This is a genomic window from Streptomyces sp. NPDC047085 (assembly GCF_040643735.1).
Lineage (GTDB): Bacteria > Actinomycetota > Actinomycetes > Streptomycetales > Streptomycetaceae > Streptomyces.
In genome coordinates this window covers 372,875-391,476 of the sequence record NZ_JBEYUW010000005.1, presented here as the reverse complement: position 1 = coordinate 391,476, position 18,602 = coordinate 372,875, and the positions used below count along the sequence as shown (strand labels likewise).

Below are 18,602 nucleotides of genomic sequence, written 5' to 3'. Positions count from 1 at the left end.
CCCACCGAGGAATCGCAGGCGCGGAGCCGGTGTTCCAGGCACTGTCGCAGGCACTCGGAAGGGACGACGGACGTGGACGTGAACGGCACTGTGACCGAGGGCTTCGAGCCGGTCAGGGAGGCGTTCGCAGCGAACTTCGCGCTGCTCGGCGAGCGCGGGGCGGCCGTCGCCGTGTACCGGGACGGCCGCAAGGTCGTGGACCTGTGGGCCGGCACCCGGGACGTCGAGGGCACCGCGCCCTGGGAGCCCGGCACCGCACAGATCGTGCGCTCCGCGACCAAGGGCGTCGCCGCCGCCGCGCTCCTGCTGCTGCACCAGCGCGGTGAGCTGGACCTGGACGCCCCCGTGGGCACCTACTGGCCCGAGTACAAGGCGGCCGGCAAGGAGCACACCCTCGTCCGGCACCTGCTCGCGCACCGCGCCGGTGTGCCGGTGCTGGACCGCCCCCTGACCCCCGAGGAGGCCGTCGACCCGGACCTCGGCGCCGCGGCCGTCGCGGCACAGGCGCCGGTGTGGGAGCCGGGCACGGACCACGGCTACCACGCGCAGACCTACAGCTGGCTCACCGGGGAACTGGTCCGGCGGATCACCGGGCGGCCGGTCGGCGAGTGGATCGCCACCGAGATCGCCGCGCCCGTCGGCGCCGACCTGTGGCTCGGACTGCCCGACGCCGAGCAGGCGCGTGCGGGCCGCGTCGGCGCTGTGGAGCCGCCGGAGACCTCCGGCGCCCTGAGGACCCGCCCCAAGCGTGCGGTCGCCGAGGCCTACGCCGACCCGGGCTCCCTCACCCGCCGCGCCTTCGCCGCGATCACGCCGCTCCCGGACGAGAACGCACCCCTCTATCGCGCCGCCGCGCTGCCCGCCTCCAACGGCATCGCCACCGCCGACGGCCTGGCCCGCTTCTACGCCTCGCTCATCGGCGAGGTGGACGGCGGCACCCGCCTGTTCACCCCGGCGACCATGGAACTCGCCCGCGCCGAGCGGTCCGCCGGACCGGACCGGGTGCTCGTCGTGGGCACCCGGTTCGGCCTCGGCTACATGCTGCACGGCAGCGCGTCCCCGCTGCTCTCCCCCGGCTCCTTCGGCCACCCGGGCCGGGGCGGCGCCCTCGCCTTCGCCGACCCGGAGTCGGGCATCGCCTTCGGCTATGTCACCAACGGCTTCCGCAAGAGCGTGACGGCGGACCCGCGGGCGCAGGCCCTGGTGCGCGCGGTGCGTGCGGCACTCGCGTGACGTGTGCGCGTGACGTATGAGGGCGGCCCCGCGACGGGCCGCCGCGTCACACGTTGATCGGGTGTGAGATCCGTCCGGACGCCGCGTCGATCTCCCCGTGGGCCTTGGTCAGCAGTTGCATGGCCAGTTCGTTGAGGGCGCGGGCGCCCGCTATCTCCTCGCCGACGCGGGGCTGGTTCTCGTCGACGCGGTGACGGCTCGCGTGCCCGTGGGCCCGGACCTCGGTGCCGTCGGGCAAGCGCAACAGGGCGACGGCACGCGTGTGCGTCTCGTCCTCCTTGAACTCCATCTCGACATGCCATCCCACAGCGGTGTGCATCATCTCGATCACCTCCGGAGAACCGCTGATTCCAGGGTCTCTCCGCACGCGGGGAACGTCATGTCGATCGGGGCGCCAATGCCGGCCGGATTCTCGGTTCCTCAGTTACCGGGCTCGGACTTCTCGTCGAAGCTGGCGAAGTAGGCCGCGGCCATGTCCTCCTGGGCGTGGCCCTGGGCGGCGGCCCGGGCGAAGCGTTCGGCGGCCGCCGCGGCGACGTCGAGCCGTACGCCGCCGCGCTCGCCCGCCGCCACGATCAGCCGGGCGTCCTTCTCGGCGGTGGCCACGGCGAACGAGGCCGGGGTCAGCTTCCCGTCGAGCACCAGCGCGGCCTTGCCCCGCAGGTACCCCATGTCCAGCGGGCCGCCCTCGATGAGATCGAAGAAGTCCTGCGGGTCGACGTCGAGGGCCTTGGCGAGGGCGAGCACCTCACCGGCCGCCGCGGTGGCCGCGAGGACCCAGCTGTTGGCGACCAGCTTCAGCCGGCTCGCGCTGCCCGCGGCCCCGTCGTCGCCGGTCCACAGGGTCTTGGCGCCGACCGCGTCGAACACCGGGGTGACGGTCCCCCGGCCCTCCTCGGGCCCGGCGGCCAGCACGGTCAGCTGACCGGCCTCGGCGGGCTGGCGGGTGCCGAGGACGGGGGCGTCGTAGAAGACCAGCCCGTGCTCGCCCGCGAAGCCGGCCAGGTCGCCGACCAGCTCGATCCCGGCGGTGGTGCACTGCGCCCACACCATGCCGGGGCGCAGCGCCCGGGCCGCCTCGCGCAGGACGTCCAGGACGGTGTTGCCGTCGTACAGCATGGTCAGCACGACGTCGGCGCCGTCGACGGCCTCGGCGGGCGTGTCGGTGACCCGGATCCCGTCGGCGGCCAGCGGCTCGGCCTTCGCGCGGGTACGGTTCCAGGCCCTGACGTCGAGTCCGGCGCGGGCGAGGTTGCGGGCCATGGCGGCACCCATGATGCCGGTGCCCAGGACACTGACGGTCGGCTTGTCGGTCATTGACGGCTCCCTGTCGTACGGTTCCTGCCCTTGTCGTCCGAGATCATCTTCGTACGGACGAGGTCAGCTCCGTTGGAAGAACTCCACCTCCGCCAGCGCGAGGTGACGGCCGGGGGTCAGGCCCACGGGCGAGCGGAGGACCAGGCGCACCGTCCTCACGTCGCTGATCCCGGTGGGGATCGTCTGGGGGCCCGGTTTGTCGCTGAGGGTGACCTTCTTGTGATGCTCCTCGCCGTCCTGTGTCGTCACCTCCATGTCCAGCTGGAGTGCGCGTGCCTGGCGGGCGTACTCCTCCGGGGACGAGGACGCGCCGTTGGTGATGATCACGTCGACCAGCCGAAACGGGTCGCGGAAGGTGTAGGTCACCGAGGCGCCCGGCCCGGGCGCGCCCCAGTAGCGGTTGGTCAGCCCGTCCATGGTGTCCGTCGCCGGGTGCCCGCGCACCTCGGCGCTCGCCCTGACGCCGGCCGGGGTCACCGGCTTGGCCTTGCCCAGTTTGTCCCGGGTGTCCTCGAACAGGGCGCGTCCGGCCGGCAGCAGCAGGAAGGCGCCCGTGCACAGGGCCAGCACCACGGACAGGATCACGAAGAACCGGAACGCCCGGCCCGAGCCCGCCCGGGTCCGGCGGCGCAGCGGCCATACCGTCCGCCACCACGGCAGCGGTGCGGGCTTCGCCGCGGGCGTCAGCTCGGCCGCGCAGCGCCGGCAGAACCGGCGTCCCGGCTGATTGAGCGTCCCGCAGGCGGGGCAGGGCCGCCCCGCCCCTTCGTCCGGCGCCGCCACGGGTCGTACGACGGGGCGGGGGGCCACGGGCTTCGCGGGGCGTACGGGTCCGATGGGGTCCGGTGCCGGTGCCGGTGCCTGCGGCGTGCGGGCAGGGATGGTCGGTGCCGGTGCGGTGGGGGGTACGGCGGCCTCGGCTTCGCCTTCGGCCGGGTTGTTCCCACCCGCACCACCCGTGCGGATTTCGTCGTCGGGTGCGGGTGGCCCCTGTGGGGCGTCCTCGCCGTCGGCGGCCATCGGTTCGTTCGTCGTGGCAGCGGCGGGGTCGCGGGTTGCGGGCGGTTCGTTCGCGGCGGACTGGGGCGGTGGGGTGGTCTCGGTGCGGCCGGGGGCGGCGCCGGAGCCTGAGCCCCCGGTATCCGGTGCGCTCGGCTCCCTCTGCTCGCCGCGGCCGCGGCCAGTCAGCCGGTCGCGCAACGATGAGGTGCGGGTGCGCGCGGCGGGCGCCGGGGTGGGCGTGGAGGCGGGCGCGGGCGCGGAGGCGGGCGCGGACGCGGAGGCGGACTCGGACGCGGAGGCGGACTCGGACGGAGGCTCCGAGGACGGGGGCGACGGCTCCGGCGGGGCAGGTGTACCCGAGGCCGACGGCCCCAGTGCCGCACGCGTACCCGAAGCCGACGGCCCCGGCGCTGGAGATGTGTTCGGCGCGGACGGCTCCGGGGCCGCCGGCGAGGGTGAGCTGGAGTCGGACCAGCCCAGGTATGCGCCGCAGTTGCCGCAGAAGTCGTCCGTGGGGCCGTTGGACGCCCCGCACGCGGGACACGCGCGCATGACGTCACCTCCGTTCGTCGTCGGCGGGCGGGCCGGGCAGGACCTCCACCCGGAAGGCCGTGTGCACCGGGCACATGGCCCGGACGATCTCGCGGACCCTGACCACGTCCACCCGCGCCTCGCGGGCCGGCCACACCCGGACCAGGACCTCGGCGCCCGGATCCGGCGGTAGCCCGGCACCGGCGCTGCTCGACCAGGTCGCGCCGCCGTCGCCGGTCACCTCGGCGTGCACGCCGAGCGCGAGGTGCAGGGCCTCGACCAGGCCACGCCTGGTGCCGCGCCACCGGTGCAGCTCCACCGCGCGGACGACCGCCTCGCGGCGCAGTTCCACGGGCCACCGCGGGTCGTCCGCGGCGCCCACCCACGACGCCAGCCAGGCCAGGAAGTCGGCCGGGGCCACCCGCGGGTCGAGGTAGGCGGGCAGGTTGTCGAGGGTCGCGAACACCGGGGCGAGGACGGTGTCCAGACCGGCGGTGAAGCGCTGCGCGAAGTCGTCGTCGGCGTACAGGGCGGGCAGCTGCTCGCCGATCGGGTACCTGCTCGGCAGGCCGGGCACGGCGGCGCGGCTCATCCCCGTGCCTCCGGATCGACGGCCGTGACGACCACCTGGTGCTGGTAGGAGAAGACCAGCGCGCCCGGGGCCACGTCGATGCGGTCCGACGGGGTGCCGCGCCGGCCGGTGACCGGGTCGGCGGGGAACAGCCGGATCTCCTCCACCAGCGCGTTGCCGGTGGCGCGCTGCAGGACGCCGAAGACGTCGCCGTACTGCACCGGCCGACCGAACGGCCACCCGGTGCCGTCCGGACCGCCGTTCAGCGGGTTGAGGTGCCGGAACAGCGCGTCGAGCGCCGCGTCGCGCACCCGGTCGGTGTCGCCCGGCGCCGCCGCGAGCCGGGCCACCACGGTGACGCCCTGGTACACCGGCGGCTCCACCACGAGGCGGGTGCCGATCAGGCGCCGCTCGTCGAGGCTCGTGGTGATCGCCTCGAGCACCTGGTCCGAGGGGATCAGTTGCTCGAAGCGGAGCCGGTCGTCGCCCTCGTCGGCCACCGCGTCCGGGACCACGAGGACCCGTACCGCGCCCGGACCGTCCGCGGCGGGCAGACAGCGGACCCGGCGTACCGAGGGCGCGGCCTGGCGGCTGATGATCTCGTAGTCCTCGGCGGTCACCGCGCGCTCCTGCATCCGCAGCGCCTCCGGCGCCCGCAGCTTGGCGTTGGCGACGGTCTCCCCGGCGACGCCGCCCCGGGCCGCCTCCCGGTTGGTGACCTGGGCCACGTACGGAACGGAGCTGCGCAGCACGGAGATCGCGCCGCGGGCGACGTTGCCCGCCGGGCCGCCGCCGGTGCGGTAGCGGGCCACCCGTATGTGGGCGCCCTTGGGCGGTACGGCGCCGCACTGCCGCAGCGTGCCGTCGGGTTCGCGCAGCGCCGGGGGGAAGGTGAACTCCCCGGTGGTGGCGTCCACGCGGACGTGCCGGTCGGTGGGACCGGAGCGGCCGAAGTGCTCCACCACCTCCCAGCGCTGCCACCCCTCGGCCGAGGACACCTCCACCACGGGGGGCTCGCCGTCGAGGAGGACCGGCGGGCGGCCGAGCCGGAAGATCTGCCCCGAGACCCCTTCCGAGGTGCCGAGCGGCACATTGGTCACGGTCTCCGCGTGCTCGACGGACATGGTGCCGCCCACGGTGAACACGGCCGCCTCGCGCACCGTCGGGGACTCCGAGTAGAACGGCTGGCCCGGCTCCGCCTCGGTCACCCGGCAGCGCAGCCAGCCGGCCCGGGTCCCGCCGATCACCGACGCCGTGTGCCCGGCCGGTACGTACACGATGACCTCGCCGGGCCGGTTCAGCCCGCCGGTGGTGTCGGTGCCGGTCTCGCACCGCTGCCAGCCGCCGCCGTCCCAGGCCTCCCACACGAGCGGGGGCTGGCGCGGGTCCACGCCGACGCCCTCCACGCGGCTGTCCAGGCGCACCGCGACGACACAGCGCGGCACCGCCGTCGGCAGCCCGAACAGCACCGCGTCGCCCGGCTCCGGTGCCGCCTGGAAGCAGGGGATGTCGTGGCCCTCGGCGAGCACGGCGGTCCGGTCGGTCTGCTGGCCGGACCGGTGTGCGGTCAGCAGGCGGATCAACTCGCTGGGGACGATGCGCAGTTCGTCGGTGGTCGTGAACACCACGGCCTCGTCGGTCTCGCCGCCCGCGGTGGTCACCTCGGTGCCCGGGGGCAGCGCGACCGTGTCGGGCTGCGGTGCCGAGAGCCAGAAGTCGACGTCGGCGCCGGCTGCGGTCGGCGGGAACAGACGGATGCCCAACAGGTCCAGGAACGCGGTGTAGTTCTTGTCCGGGACCCGGTTCAGCCGGTACAGCAGCTGGTCCACGAGGTAGGCGAACGTCTCGATCAGGGTGACGCCCGGGTCGGAGACGTTGTGGTCGGTCCACTCCGGGGCGCGCTGCTGCACGTACCGCTTCGCCTCGTCGACGAGTTGCTGGAAGCGCCGGTCGTCCAGGTTCGGGGAGGGCAGGGCCATCAGTCAGCGCCCGCTTCCTCGGCCCCCTCCTCGGAGGGGATCGTGTAGAAGGGAAAGACCAGGTTGCGCCGGTCGTTGGTGGAACGCACGGTGTAGTGCACGTCGATGTAGAGGGTCCCGTCCTCGACCGCGTCGAAGGCGACCACCACCTCGTCCACCGCGATGCGCGGCTCCCACCGTTCCAGGGCCTCGCGCACCTGCTGCGCGATGCGTCCGGCGGTGGCGCCGTCACCGGGGGCGAAGACGTAGTCGTGGATGCCGCAGCCGAACTCGGGACGCATGGGGCGCTCGCCGGGCGCGGTGCCGAGCACCAGGCGGATCGCCTCCTCGATCTCCCGCTCCCGTTCGACCATGGCGATGCCGCCGGTCGGCCCGACCCGCAGCGGGAACGCCCAGCCACGGCCGATGAACCGCTCGCTCATCACACACCGCCGATCTCGACGTTCGGGGCGCCGGTCACGATCATGGCGCCGCACGTCGTCCGGTCGCGTGCCCGCGCGGCCGGCAACCCGCCGATGAGGACGGTGCCGGTGGTGGCCGCGGCCGGGTTGGGCATGATCACGTTGCCCGGTCCCAGGGCCGCGTGCGGCGGTACCACGCAGGTGTGCACGCTGCCCACGACGGCGGCGGGGCGGCCGCCGATCAGCACGGTCGCCACCGCCCTGGCGGCGGCGGGCGGCGGGGTGGCGATCACCCCGCCGTGGTTGGTGGGGTCGCCGGTACGGGCTGCGGCCGGCATGCGGCGCTCCTTTCGGAAGGTGGGGGGACAGAGGTCAGTTGATCCGGATGAGCTTGGCCTTGAGGACACCGAGCAGCCCGCCGTCGACGGTGACGTTCGAGCTGCCGGTGACGCTCACCCTGCGGCCGCCGATCTTCACCCCGACCCTGCCGTTGATGTCCACGTTCGTGCCGGACACGCTCACGTTCCCCCGCCCCGCGTCCAGGGTGATTCCCTTCCGGTCGAGCAGGACGGAGGTGAGGGGTTGTCGGCTGCCCCTCCCGGCGTACACCTTCAGCTCGATGCGGTCCCGCCGGTCGTCCAGGAACACTTCGAGCCGCTCGTCAGCGGTCATCAGCCGCACCCCGGAACGACCGGGTGCCCGCGCGTCCAGCAGCTCCACCCGGTGACCCGAACGCGACACGATGGACCGGCGGTTGACCTTCCCGGTGGTCTTGTCGATCAGCGGGACGTCGTGCTTCGACGGCTTGTCCACGCCGTTGTAGAGCCCGCCGATGACGTACGGGCTGTCCAGCAGGCCCTGTTCGAAGCCCACCAGGACCTCGTCGTTCACCTCCGGGCTCACCACGCCTCCGCCGCCCTTGCCGCCCCACTGCACGGTGCGCACCCAGTCGGTGACGTACGTGTCGTCCAGCCAGGGGAACTTCAGCTTCACGGCACCGCGCTCGGAGCCGCCCGGCTCGCGTACGTCCGTCACCACGCCGATCGCCAGTCCTGGCATGCGCGGGCCGCGAGAGGGCGCGTTGGCGCCGGTGACCAGGCCGGTGAGGGAGCGGTCCGGGCTGGCGCTCACCCACACCGTGGTCCGGTACCCGCCCTGCGGTTCGAGGACGTGCTGCACCGCCGTCGCCGTGTACTTGCCGGAGAACGCCTGCCCGACGTTGCCGAGTGCCACGGGCTTGCCCGCCCGCAGCCTGGGGTTGCCCTCGGCCACCGCCTCCAGCTCGCCGAAGCCCGCGCCGACCTGAGCGGCCACCGCGTCCGCGACGGCGGTCGTCTCGGCCTGGGTGCGGTACGGGGTGTCGGTGACGGTGAGCTTCGACGCCTTGCCGAACCGGGCGGCGAACGCCGGACTCAGGCCCGGCACCACCGTGTCACTGTTCACCGACGGCTGCCGGGACACCAGCGGCCGCTTCGATGTGACGTCCCAGCCGCGCACCTCCACCTGCTGGGCGCCGTCCGCGGCCGACAGCGAGGCCCGCAGCGCCAGCAGGTTCCGCCCGTACTCCAGCACCATCGGGTTCCGGGTGGCCGAGGTCGACGGCGCGGGTGCGCCGGACGCCTTCTGCGGCTTGGTGAACTGGAGCAGCCCCTTGTCGTCGACGCGCACGTGCGCACCGCTCTCGGCTGCCAGGAACTGCAGGAAGTCCCAGTCGGACACGTTCGCCTGGGAGAGCTGCTTGTAGGTGACGGGCGCGGCCTGCACGGTTCCGCAGGCCAGTCCGGCCCCGGCGGCCACCTTGCGGACGATGGCGGCGGCGGTCATGTTCCGGTACGCAACGACCTTCCGGCCGCGCTGGAGGCGGTGCGCCTTGGAGTAGGCGCGGACCACCGTGAACGAGCCCGTGCCGTCCCGGTCCAGCTCCAGCGCCGTCACCTCGCCGTTGAACAGTCGCTCGCGTGCCTGCCCGGTCACGGTGACCACCGACACCCTCAGCGGGGTGCCGATGGTGATGCCGGTCGCCTTCAGGAACTCGTGGTCGGGGTCGCGGAAGGTGAGCACGGCCGCGTCCGGCAGGCCCACGTTCTCGTCCACCACGCAACTCACCAGCTGGGCGGCCCATATCGGCGGCAGTTCGCCGGGCGTCTCGATGACGGGGTCCGCCGCGAACGACCGGCCGCCCCGTTCGGCAGCTGTGGTCACCGCTCCTCCTCACTGCCCTCGCCGCGCATGCCCGGCACGACCAGTTCGGTGCCGGGTACGAGCGCCATCGGGTCGTCGATCTCGTTCGCCTCCGCGATGGCCCGCCAGGCCGTCGCGTCGCCGTACTCCCGCCAGGCCAGCAGGGCCAGGCTGTCGCCCGCCACGACGGTGTGCGTACTGCGGCCGGTGCGCGCGCCGGACGTCGGGTTCTGGCCCGGCGGGTCGACGCTCGCCTCCTCGATCGACAGCGCGCAGGTGGCCCGCAGCGGCTTGCCGTCCACGTCGAAGAGCGTGTACGTCACCGACAGGCTGGAGAGCACCCCGTCGAACGAGGTCGTCCGAGCGGTGCCCCACTCGAACCGCACCCACGGGCTGGCCGGCTTCTTGCGGCCGAGGCTCGCCGGGGTCGGCACGCACGCCTTCATCAGCTTCTCCACCGCCAGTTCCACGGAGTTGTCGTGGGTGGCGGTGGCGTCCAGGAACACCTCGAGACTCAGTTCGCGCGGGCCGCTGCCGACGAACTCGGGCAGCGCCGACTGCCCCGCCATCCGGGACGGGGAGCGCCGCCACTCGGTGGTCTTGCGCAGCTGAAGGGTGGAGGGGTTGAACTGGAGGTTCAGCCGCGCGATCGTCCCGCCGGGCTTCGCGCCGACGGAGGCCGGGGGCTCCTTCAGCGTCAGCTGGGCCCTGGCCCGACTGGAGCGGGACGCTGGGGACATGCCGGGACTTCCTTTCCGGGACGAGGGGCGAACACCGAGGAGTCGGAACCTGGTTGAGGGCTCGTCAGGAAGGGCGAAGCCCCTCGTGGGCGATCTCCAGGGTCTCCACCGCGGCCTGCGAGCTGTTGGGGTCGAAGGACGGGCCCTGCCAGCGCACCGGGACGATCCCGAACACCTGCCAGCTGATGATGCGGGTCAGGTCCGGCCTCAGCGCCACGATCTCGCCGTCCTTGGGCTCCACCCGCCTCAGCGTCTGGTCGAGCCAGCGGGCGATCTTCGCCGTGTCGGCGGTGACCGGCCGGGTGAGCGTGATGTTCGACCAGGTCACGCGGCCGGGAAGCTGCCAGGTGAAGTCGTTGTTGCCGCCCTCCGCGTAGCTCTCCATCTCGACCTCGGCGCCCATGCCGGAGCAGGTGTGGAAGGCGCCCAGGTCGTTGCCGCCGATCGCGAGCCGGAAGAACACGCTCGTCGCGAAGATGTTGTCCGTCATTCGTACGTCATCCGTCCGATCCGTTCCGTGCCCTCAGCGGCGTCCGTCGTAGGGGCGACCCGTGCGTTCCCGGCCGCGCCGCAGCTCGGTGCGCAGCAGCCGGGCCATCGGGTCCAGCAGGCGGCGCGCCAGGTCGTCCAGGTCGATGCCGGGGTCCTGCGGTGCCTCGGCGCGGTGGGCCACGCGCTTGCCGGAGGCGGAAGACGTGGACGTTGTCGAGGACGTGGTGGGCGTGCCGGACGGGTGCTGCCTGCCGCGCGCCGGCGCCGGCTCGGCCGGTACGCCCTTGGACACGGTCTTCCCGGCGCCGGAGACCTCGCGCTGAACCGGGGGTGCCGTCGGGCTGTTCCCTCCGCCGCTCGCCGCCGATCGGGGGCCTGGCGCGACGTTCCTCGGCCGGACCACGGGAACGGTCCCGTCCGGTGCCGGTGCCGACGTGGCCGGCGGGCGGTCCGGGGGCGGCGGCACCTGCGGGGCGGTCACGGGCAGGGGGCGCCCCGGTACGGCGGCGGAGAGCTCCCGGGCGAGCGCCCTGGCGGTCTCCGGCCCTGGAGGTGCAGGCCGTACGACCGGGACGCGCTGGACGTTCCCCGGGGAACCGCTGCCTCGCAGCCCCGAGTTCTCCGGCCCGTACGCGGCCGCGCTCCGCTGTGCCTGAGGCGTGGCCGGGGAACCGGTGCTTCGTACCACCGAGTTCCCCGGTCCGGGCGCGGCCGCGCTCCGCTGCACCTGAGGCGTGGCCGGGGTGCCTGCGGACGGGCTCGGGTTCCGGGACGGCCGCGCGGATGCCCCGGTGGGCGGCTCGGGCTCGCTCTGCGGGGCAACCGGCGCGCCGGGCCAGCGCACGGCCACCACGGGACGGCCGCCGGTGCGGGAGGCAGCGGGCGGTGCCACCCCTTCCGGGGCGCGGGTGTTCACGGTGAGCGGGCGCGCGTGGAGCAACTGGAGGGTGCGGGGTGCCGCGGGGGCGGCGTGCGTTCCTGAGCCGGTCGCGGTGAGAACACGCGGGTCGGCCGCGCCGGAGGGCCGGTCGCCCGCGGTGCCGAGGGAGCGGGGTGCGGACGGCGGCCCGGCGGCAGGGATCCGGCTGCCTTGGGTGCCTTCGGTGCCTTTGCTGCGTTCGGTGCGTTCGGTGCGTTCGGTGCCTGCGTCGGCGAGGGCCCGGGCCACGACGACCGGGCCCGGGGCGCCGGCGTCCTGGGGCCGTTGCCCACCCGGGACCGGTCCGCCGGAGGTCACACCGGAGGGTGGCGCGTTCCCTGCCGGGCCTGCTGAGCCCGCCGTACCTGCTGCGCCTGCCGGCGCCGTGGCCCTGGACGGCGTCACCAGCGGTGTGGCCGGCCCGTCTCCATGGCCGGTGGGGCGGGGTGAGGTGGCGCCCCCGGTGGTGGGCTGGTCCGCGAGGCTGCGCTGGACGTCGACGGCCCCCAGCAGCGGCGCGTCCGGTCCGCTCTCACCCCGCCGAAGGGGTGCGGCCTCGCGGGGCGTCCGGTCGCGATCCGTGGCGGATGGTGCCGGCGCGGCTGCGGCACCCCTGTCCTGGTGGACCGGGGTGCGCTGGACGTCCGGGCCGGGCACCGGACGAGCGGCGCGGGCGCCGGACGCGGTTGAACCGGGCAGGTCGGCGCTCGGCGGCAACGCGGGCAGCGGCGCGCCCAGACCGCCCCGCGCACGTGCGCCGCTCCGGCCCGGGCCGGGCGTCCGGCGCGACTCGTCGGCGCCGTCCGGGGTGCCGTGGCCCGTCCCTTGCCCTCCGCTGTCGCCCGGGCGCGGAGCACCGCGATTCGTCCCCTTGACGCCGCCGTCGGCACGGCCCGGGGCGCCGTGGTTCGTCCCGCTCGCGCCGCTGTCGCCCGAGCGCGAGGCCCCCTGCTTCGTCCCGCTCGCACCACCGTCAGCACGGCGCGAGGCGCCCTGCTTCGTCTCCCTTGCGCCACCATTGGCACGGCGCGAGGCGCCGTGGTTCGTCGTCTTTGCGCCGCCGTCGGCCGAGCGCGTGACGCCCTGCTTCGTCCCGCTCGCACCATCGTCGGCCAAGCGCGAGGCACCGGCTGCGCCTTGCGCTGTGCCTTCGGTGTGCCGCTGGACGACGGGAAGCGCCCGACCGGACACGGATCCGGATCCGGCGCCGGGCGGGGGCTGTGGGGCGGGAGCGGCCTGCGTCGACGGAACGGCCGTGGCGGGCAGTTCGCTCAGCGGGGCGCCGAGGGGTGCGCGGCTCGCCGTGCGGGGGGCGGCACGCTGTACGGGGGCGGTCGAGGGCACCGCCGTACCGGCCGGTTCGGTCGTGGCGGAGGCGGGAGCGGGCGCGTCGGGGGCGGTACCGCCTGCGGTCGCCGGGGTGACGGTGGGCCGCAGGGCGGGGATGCGGCGCGCGGGTCCGGCCGGACGCCGGGCGACGGTCAGCCGAGTCCCCACCGGTCCGAGTCGCACGGCAGGGCGGGACACCTCGGCGCCGGAGGCGCGGGTCGCCTCCGGCCGTCCACCTCCCTGGGCGGACTGCGCCCCGGTCGTCCCCGTTGCCCCCGTCTCACCGCGTCGGGCGGCGGGGCCGGAAGGCGTACGGCCTCCCGGTCCGGCCGACGGCCGGGATGCCCTCCCGGAGTCACGCTCGGGCGTGCCGACCCGTGTCGCCGCGGCGGTCCCGTCGGAGGCGGACCGTGCCACGCCCCCGTCGGCGGCTGCGCCCGGGAGCACCGACACGCGTCGTACCAGCGGAATCTCCCGGACGGCCGCCGGGCGGCCGGTGTCGGCGGGGGTCACGACCGGGGCCGTGCCCGGCGCAGTGGCACGTTGGACAGAGGGAGGTGACGAGGAGAGCACGGCCGGGGAATCCCCTGACGCGAGGCCACGGGTCCGCGGAGCGCCGCTCGAACGCACCTCTCCCGCCCCGCTGTTGCCGCCAGGACGCGCCACCACGGGCTCCGGGCCCGGACCCGCTTCCGCCGCTCCCGTACCGCCGGAGCCGCCAGGGGTGGGCCGCACGGCGGATGCGGAGTCGGAGGGCGGCGGGCCGGGCGGGACCGGACCGGACGGCTCCGACACCGACGGCGCGGGCCCTGACGCCCGCACCCCCGCACGCGCCCGGCGCCGGGCCTGCGGTGTCCGGCCGTCCGGGGTCCGGGCATCCGGAGTCCCGTCGCCCTGCGGCCCCTCCGCCTTCTCCGCCCCCTCCGGGCGCACTGCCCGAAGCAGCAGCGGTCCCCCGCCGGTGTGGGTGGGCCGCGCGGCGGCCGGGCGCGTGACGCCCCGTACGAGGCCGGTCGGGGCCGTGGGGTGCAGGGCGTGCCCGAGGCCGGTGTCGAACGACGGGTTCTGCCAGGCGGCGAGGCCCGCGCGGAAGGTGAGGCCGTCACTGACGCCGAGCGGAGCCCGGGAGAGGGTCAGTTCGGGCGCGGCGGTACGGCGCCAGCCACCGTCCCAGTCGTGCGGCACGGAGGGAACCGGCGCGGAGGGAACCGGCGCGATGGAACCCGAGCCGCCGGGCATGCTCGGGGCCGGGCCCTCGCCGGACGGACCTGCCGCCGGGTCACCGGTGCGCCCCGCGCGCCGCGGACGCTCCGCTGTGTCCGGTCGTCCGGCGGCCCGGCGGCGCAGCCTGTCCCGCCATGCCATGTGCTCAACCGCCTTCGTTCATGCGGGTGTTGATGCGGGCGATCTCGGCCACCCACTGTTGGCGCTCGCCGTGGGTCAGGTCGAGGATCTCCTCGCGTTGCCAGTGGAAGTGGTAGGCGATGTACGCGATCTCCTCCCGGAGCCGGGGAAGGGCGTACGTCACGATTCCCCCAGGCGCCCACCCGAGAGGTCGACCTCGAAGCCGCCGTCGCAGTGCGGGCAGGTCACCGCCGCGCGGGTGTGGCCCTCGCTGTTGACGCGGCGGTAGAAGTCCTGGAGGAAGGCGACGTCGGTGGCGTACATCCGTTCCACGATCCCGGCGTGCACGTCGGTGATGCTGCCGAGCCGGGTGATCACCTGGCTCAGCAGCACGACGCTCAGGTACGCCGGGTTCTCCTTGACCCGCAGGTCGATCTGGGGCCGCAGCTCGTCCCGGGCCGTGGCCAGGCGCATCGCGCCATGGCGATGCACCGTGCCCGCCTCGTCGACGTAACCGCGCGGCAGCTCGAACTCGAACTCGGTGCGCAGACCGTGGTCCTCCCGGGGCGCCGGGGCGGGGGCGGCCGGGGCTGCCGCCGCCTGCTCCGGCGCCGCGGCGGGTGCCGTGACCTGGAGTATCTCCTCCAGGTTGCCCGCCGTCACCGTACGACGCCTCATTCGACGACGATCTCCTCGAACACGATCGTGACGGTCTCGGTGGCCGGGGACGACTCGCCCGCCTTCAAGGACGGGCCTTCCCACCGGGAGGCCCAGCCCTGCATGAGCTGGATGCGGCGGACCGTGTTGCCCTCGGTGTCCTTGATCTCGATGGTGAGGTTCTGCCGCGCGGAGTTCACGGCCCCGTTGTTCAGGGTCTCCTTGATCCACTTGGTGAACTCGCTGCTCTGGTCGAGTCCCCGCGTGATCGTGATCTCGCCGGCCTGCCGGGCGCCCGGCTGCTTGCGGATGATCTGCTTGCCCTCCGAGGTCACCTGCTTGACCTCGACGACATCCTCTTCGACGGTGAACCCGCTGATCTCCTGGATCGACTCGACCAGGTAGCCGCCGAGCTGCACGCCGAAGACATGGGTGGAAAGAGCATCGCCCGTTGCCATGACTGTCCGTCAACCTTTCCTTGCAGACCCGCGGGTCACTCGTCGATGAGGCTGGTGCTGTCGGAGAACTGGGCCAGCCGGAAGACCACGAACTCGGCGGGCTTGACCGGCGAGACGCCGATCTCACAGACGACCCGGCCCTGGTCGATGGACTCCTGCGGGTTGTTGTCGCGGTCGCACTTCACGTAGAAGGCCTCTTCGGCGGTGCGGCCGAACAGGGCGCCCCGGCGCCACTCCTCGCTGAGGAACGCCGTGACGTTGCGCCGGATGCTCGACCACAGCCGGTCGTCGTTCGGCTCGAAGACGACCCACTGGGTGCCCAGGAGGATCGACTCCTCCAGGTAGTTGAAGAGACGGCGCACGTTCAGGTAGCGCCAGGCCGGGTCGGAGGAGAGGGTGCGGGCGCCCCAGATCCGGATGCCCCGGCCGGGGAAGGCCCGGATGCAGTTCACGCCGATCGGGTTCAGCAGGTCCTGCTCGCCCTTGCTGAGCCGGAGCTCCAGGTCGACCGCGCCGCGGATCACCTCGTTGGCGGGCGCCTTGTGCACGCCGCGCTCGGCGTCGCTGCGCGCCCACACACCGGCGACGTGACCGCTCGGCGGGACGACGGTGTTGCGTCCGGCGGCCGGGTCGAAGACCCGCACCCACGGGTAGTAGAGGGTGGCGTACCGGGAGTCGTAGCCCGCCTCGTCGTTGCGCCAGGTGCGCACCTGCTGGGCGGAGAGCCCGGGCGGGGCGTCCAGGACGGCGACCCGGTCGCCCATCTGCTCGCAGTGCGAGATCACGGCGAGCTGCACGGTGCGCACGCCCTCGGCGTCGATGTCGCCGCGCTGGTAGGCGCTCATCAGGTCCGGCACCGCGACCATGGTGATCTCGTCGATGGTCTCCAGGCCGCCGAACCCGGTGCGGGCCCCGGCGTCACCGACGTACTCGGCCGGGTCGAGGCGGGACACCGCGCCGGAGCCGGACGCGGCCGGCGCGGCCGGGGCGTCGGCCAGCGCCACGGTCTGGTTGGCGGGCCTGCTCTGGGTGGCACCGCGCTGTTCGGTGACCTCGATCAGCTTGGAGGCGCGGGCCTGGGTGACCAGGTAGCCCTTGACGTTCTTGCGGGCGGAGGCCTCGTACGTCTCCGCCACCTGGTCGCCCTGTCGGACCAGGATCTTGAAGCGGTCCTCCGGCGGGTTCTCGCCGTCCGCGTCGGCGACCTCCACCGACACCCCGGTGGCGCCGGGCCTGGCCGCGATCAGGAAGCCGCCGAACTCCGCCGGCTCCACGGCCTTGGTCTCCTGTCGCTTTGCGCCCTGGGCCACCGGCGCTGCGGCGCCCTCGGCGGATCCGCCGATCCGCACGATGTACGCGGCGCCGCCGCCGTTGGCGAAGTAGCCGTAGACCGCGTGGGGCAGGTAGGCGCCCTCGGTGAAGCCACCGAACAGCTGGGTGTACTGATCCCAGCCGGTGACCAGCGTCGGCGCGTGGAACGGGCCGGTCTCGGCGAAGCCCACGAACGCGGCGACGGCGGTGCCGACCCCTTCGATCGGCCGGGCACCGGACTGCACCTCCTCCACGTACACGCCCGGGGTGAGGTACGTCGGCATGCTCGCTCCTTCGCGTCCTACGGGTCTGTCAGCTGTGTCCAGGCCGAGTCTGTGCGGGAGGTCCGCCGGGGCGACAGGGACGCGTAGACCTGGCCAAGGGCAAGATCGCTGCCTTTGGCTGCCCACTCGGGCGGTCCGGCCGCCGCCCGGACTTGCCCTCGTTCTGCCCGTACGGGCCTGGACGTCCCGGTCGCCCGGGCGGTCCACTGGGGGGCCGGAGCAGGGGTGCGGCCGACGAGGAGGCAGCGAAGTGCGGACGTCCGGGGCGCACACAGAGCAGACCGAGATCCGGCAGGCCACGCGCGGCCCGGCCGCCGCTGCCCGCCGGGAGACGTCCTCGGGCGGCGCCGCCACGCCGCCGCCGCTCACCACCGACGCGCTCCGGGCGGCGCAGCGCGGCGCGGGCAACGCCGCGGTCACCGCCATGATCGCCCGGCGCGCCCGGCGCGCGCCCGCCCAGGAGCAGCTGGACGCCCAGGAACAGCCGGACGCCGGGGTGCACGAGGACCCTCGCTCGGTGCATCAGCACGCCGGGGGACACGACCGGGAAGCCGCGGCGCAGCCAGGCGCCGCCGACGCGGTGAACTCCGTGGTGCGCTCCACCGGCAGCCGGCTGCCCGCCTCGCTGCAGCGGGAGATGGAAGCCCGCTTCTCGGGCGAGGACTTCTCCGACGTCGCGATCCACACCGGCGCCGCTGCCCGGCGTTCCGCCGAGGCGGTCGGGGCCGAGGCGTACACCACCGGCACCCGTCACATCGTGTTCCGCGGCACGATCGACAAGAAGACCCTCGCGCACGAACTGGAGCACGTCCGTCAGCAGCGTGCAGGGGCTGTGGCCGGTACCGACGACGGCAGCGGCCTGAGCATCAGCGACCCCTCCGACCGGTTCGAACGGTCGGCCGAACGCAAGGCCGAGCAGGTGATGCGGGGCGGAGCGGACGTCCAGCGCTCGGTCGCGGACCACACCGCCGACGCCGCGCACCGGGCGACCGGGGCGTCGGCCGAGGTGCAGCGCATGCCCCCCAAGAAGAAGCAGTCGAAAAAGCAGGCGGGGGGCAACCCACCCGCGGAAGCGGCCACTTCCTCGAAGACCGTGTTCGAGGAAATAATGGAGTACTTCGAGGGACGCAGCGAAGAATTCAAGGCAAAGAAGCAGAACGAGAAGGAGCTCCTCCTCGAAGAGATCGGAATCGTACCCGGAAGCGATCTTTTCACGCTCGACGAAGTGAAGAACGACGAGTCAATGATGGACGCTCTCCTTGCGGAGATCGAAACCGCGAAACACGCGTCCGGGTTCGCGGGTACGGGCGGCGGCAGCAGTGACTGGGCGGCAAGCGCGGTCACTTCGGCACATGCGGGGATGCGGGTGGACCATCCGCACTGGGGCGACAAGACAACCCTCCATCACAAGATCTCCCGTAGCGAGTTGGACGCTGTACTCGCCTCGGCCGAGAGGGACAAGGCGAACGCGAAACCGCTGTTCGAGTTCCTGGACGATGTACGGACGGTACTCGACTCGAGCGCGGGGGACAAAAAGGCCCTGCACAACATGCCGGCCAACCTGGAAATGGGCCCGGCGAGCGACACGAGGATCGGCGACCCGGGATCCGGAACCGACTTCAATTACACGCCTGAGGGTGCGATGACGCCGCGGTCGAGCGAGTTGAAGGACGCACTGAGCTTGGCGAACGCGGCCACCGTCGACTGGGAGGCCGTTGCGGACAAGTTGAGGGAGGCGCAGCGCCTTCACCAAAAGGAGTACGGAGGCGCGATCCTCTCCCCGCCCGCCCTCGAACGGTGGAAGAAAGCGGGCGACAAGTGGAAGAAGGCCTCCGACTGAGGTCTTCCGCGCC

17 protein-coding genes are annotated in these 18,602 nt (G+C 73.8%); 2 read left to right on the top strand and 15 right to left on the bottom strand.

The window, feature by feature from the left end:
- Positions 1 to 72 precede the first annotated feature (72 nt).
- Positions 73 to 1,233, top strand: coding sequence for a serine hydrolase domain-containing protein (locus tag ABZ865_RS20480; RefSeq protein ID WP_361231914.1), 1,161 nt, complete (start codon positions 73 to 75; stop codon positions 1,231 to 1,233).
- Between the two features lie 46 nt (positions 1,234 to 1,279).
- On the opposite strand, the gene ABZ865_RS20475 is transcribed toward ABZ865_RS20480, so the two are convergent.
- The 15 genes from ABZ865_RS20475 to ABZ865_RS20405 all read right to left on the bottom strand — a co-directional run bounded on the left by ABZ865_RS20475 (position 1,280) and on the right by ABZ865_RS20405 (position 16,749).
- Entirely contained in the window at positions 1,280 to 1,555 is a 276-nt protein-coding gene (locus ABZ865_RS20475; RefSeq protein ID WP_361231912.1) for a DUF1876 domain-containing protein, read from the bottom strand.
- 98 nt (positions 1,556 to 1,653) lie between these two features.
- Positions 1,654 to 2,550: an NAD(P)-dependent oxidoreductase gene (locus ABZ865_RS20470; protein ID WP_361231910.1), complete on the bottom strand. Its 897-nt coding sequence runs from the start codon at positions 2,548 to 2,550 to the stop codon at positions 1,654 to 1,656.
- Positions 2,551 to 2,613: 63 nt separating this feature from the next.
- Positions 2,614 to 3,570 carry a zinc ribbon domain-containing protein gene (locus tag ABZ865_RS20465; protein WP_361231908.1) on the bottom strand — a complete coding sequence of 319 codons (957 nt, stop codon included), beginning with the start codon at positions 3,568 to 3,570 and terminating at the stop codon, positions 2,614 to 2,616.
- 538 nt (positions 3,571 to 4,108) lie between these two features.
- On the bottom strand, positions 4,109 to 4,675 hold the full coding sequence (locus tag ABZ865_RS20460; protein WP_361231906.1) for a phage tail protein: 567 nt from the start codon (positions 4,673 to 4,675) through the stop codon (positions 4,109 to 4,111).
- Positions 4,672 to 6,633 carry a putative baseplate assembly protein gene (locus tag ABZ865_RS20455; protein ID WP_361231904.1) on the bottom strand — a complete coding sequence of 654 codons (1,962 nt, stop codon included), beginning with the start codon at positions 6,631 to 6,633 and terminating at the stop codon, positions 4,672 to 4,674. Before ABZ865_RS20455 ends, ABZ865_RS20460 begins: the two co-directional genes overlap by 4 nt.
- Positions 6,633 to 7,055, bottom strand: coding sequence for a GPW/gp25 family protein (locus ABZ865_RS20450; RefSeq protein ID WP_361231902.1), 423 nt, complete (start codon positions 7,053 to 7,055; stop codon positions 6,633 to 6,635). The genes ABZ865_RS20455 and ABZ865_RS20450 overlap by 1 nt, the downstream gene beginning before the upstream one ends.
- Complete coding sequence (locus ABZ865_RS20445) at positions 7,055 to 7,372, bottom strand: PAAR domain-containing protein (RefSeq protein ID WP_361231900.1); 318 nt, start codon at positions 7,370 to 7,372, stop codon at positions 7,055 to 7,057. The genes ABZ865_RS20450 and ABZ865_RS20445 overlap by 1 nt, the downstream gene beginning before the upstream one ends.
- A 34-nt stretch (positions 7,373 to 7,406) precedes the next feature.
- Positions 7,407 to 9,236: a VgrG-related protein gene (locus tag ABZ865_RS20440; protein ID WP_361231898.1), complete on the bottom strand. Its 1,830-nt coding sequence runs from the start codon at positions 9,234 to 9,236 to the stop codon at positions 7,407 to 7,409.
- Positions 9,233 to 9,955: a LysM peptidoglycan-binding domain-containing protein gene (locus tag ABZ865_RS20435; RefSeq protein WP_361231896.1), complete on the bottom strand. Its 723-nt coding sequence runs from the start codon at positions 9,953 to 9,955 to the stop codon at positions 9,233 to 9,235. The genes ABZ865_RS20440 and ABZ865_RS20435 overlap by 4 nt, the downstream gene beginning before the upstream one ends.
- Positions 9,956 to 10,019: 64 nt before the next feature.
- On the bottom strand, positions 10,020 to 10,445 hold the full coding sequence (locus ABZ865_RS20430; protein ID WP_361231894.1) for a phage tail protein: 426 nt from the start codon (positions 10,443 to 10,445) through the stop codon (positions 10,020 to 10,022).
- 33 nt (positions 10,446 to 10,478) lie between these two features.
- Positions 10,479 to 14,060 (bottom strand): hypothetical protein, encoded by a 3,582-nt coding sequence (locus ABZ865_RS20425; RefSeq protein ID WP_361231892.1) that lies wholly within the window; start codon positions 14,058 to 14,060, stop codon positions 10,479 to 10,481.
- Positions 14,061 to 14,064: 4 nt separating this feature from the next.
- Complete coding sequence (locus tag ABZ865_RS20420; RefSeq protein WP_163014002.1) at positions 14,065 to 14,223, bottom strand: DUF6760 family protein; 159 nt, start codon at positions 14,221 to 14,223, stop codon at positions 14,065 to 14,067.
- Positions 14,220 to 14,717 (bottom strand): hypothetical protein, encoded by a 498-nt coding sequence (locus ABZ865_RS20415; protein ID WP_361231889.1) that lies wholly within the window; start codon positions 14,715 to 14,717, stop codon positions 14,220 to 14,222. The genes ABZ865_RS20420 and ABZ865_RS20415 overlap by 4 nt, the downstream gene beginning before the upstream one ends.
- The gene (locus ABZ865_RS20410; RefSeq protein WP_361231887.1) at positions 14,714 to 15,154 is read right to left on the bottom strand and encodes a phage tail protein; all 441 of its coding nucleotides are present in this window, start codon (positions 15,152 to 15,154) and stop codon (positions 14,714 to 14,716) included. Before ABZ865_RS20410 ends, ABZ865_RS20415 begins: the two co-directional genes overlap by 4 nt.
- 35 nt (positions 15,155 to 15,189) lie before the next feature.
- On the bottom strand, positions 15,190 to 16,749 hold the full coding sequence (locus ABZ865_RS20405) for a phage tail sheath family protein (RefSeq protein WP_361231885.1): 1,560 nt from the start codon (positions 16,747 to 16,749) through the stop codon (positions 15,190 to 15,192).
- 424 nt (positions 16,750 to 17,173) lie between these two features.
- Between ABZ865_RS20405 and ABZ865_RS20400 the strand changes: the two genes are divergently transcribed.
- Entirely contained in the window at positions 17,174 to 18,589 is a 1,416-nt protein-coding gene (locus ABZ865_RS20400; protein WP_361231883.1) for a DUF4157 domain-containing protein, read from the top strand.
- Positions 18,590 to 18,602: the final 13 nt, after the last annotated feature.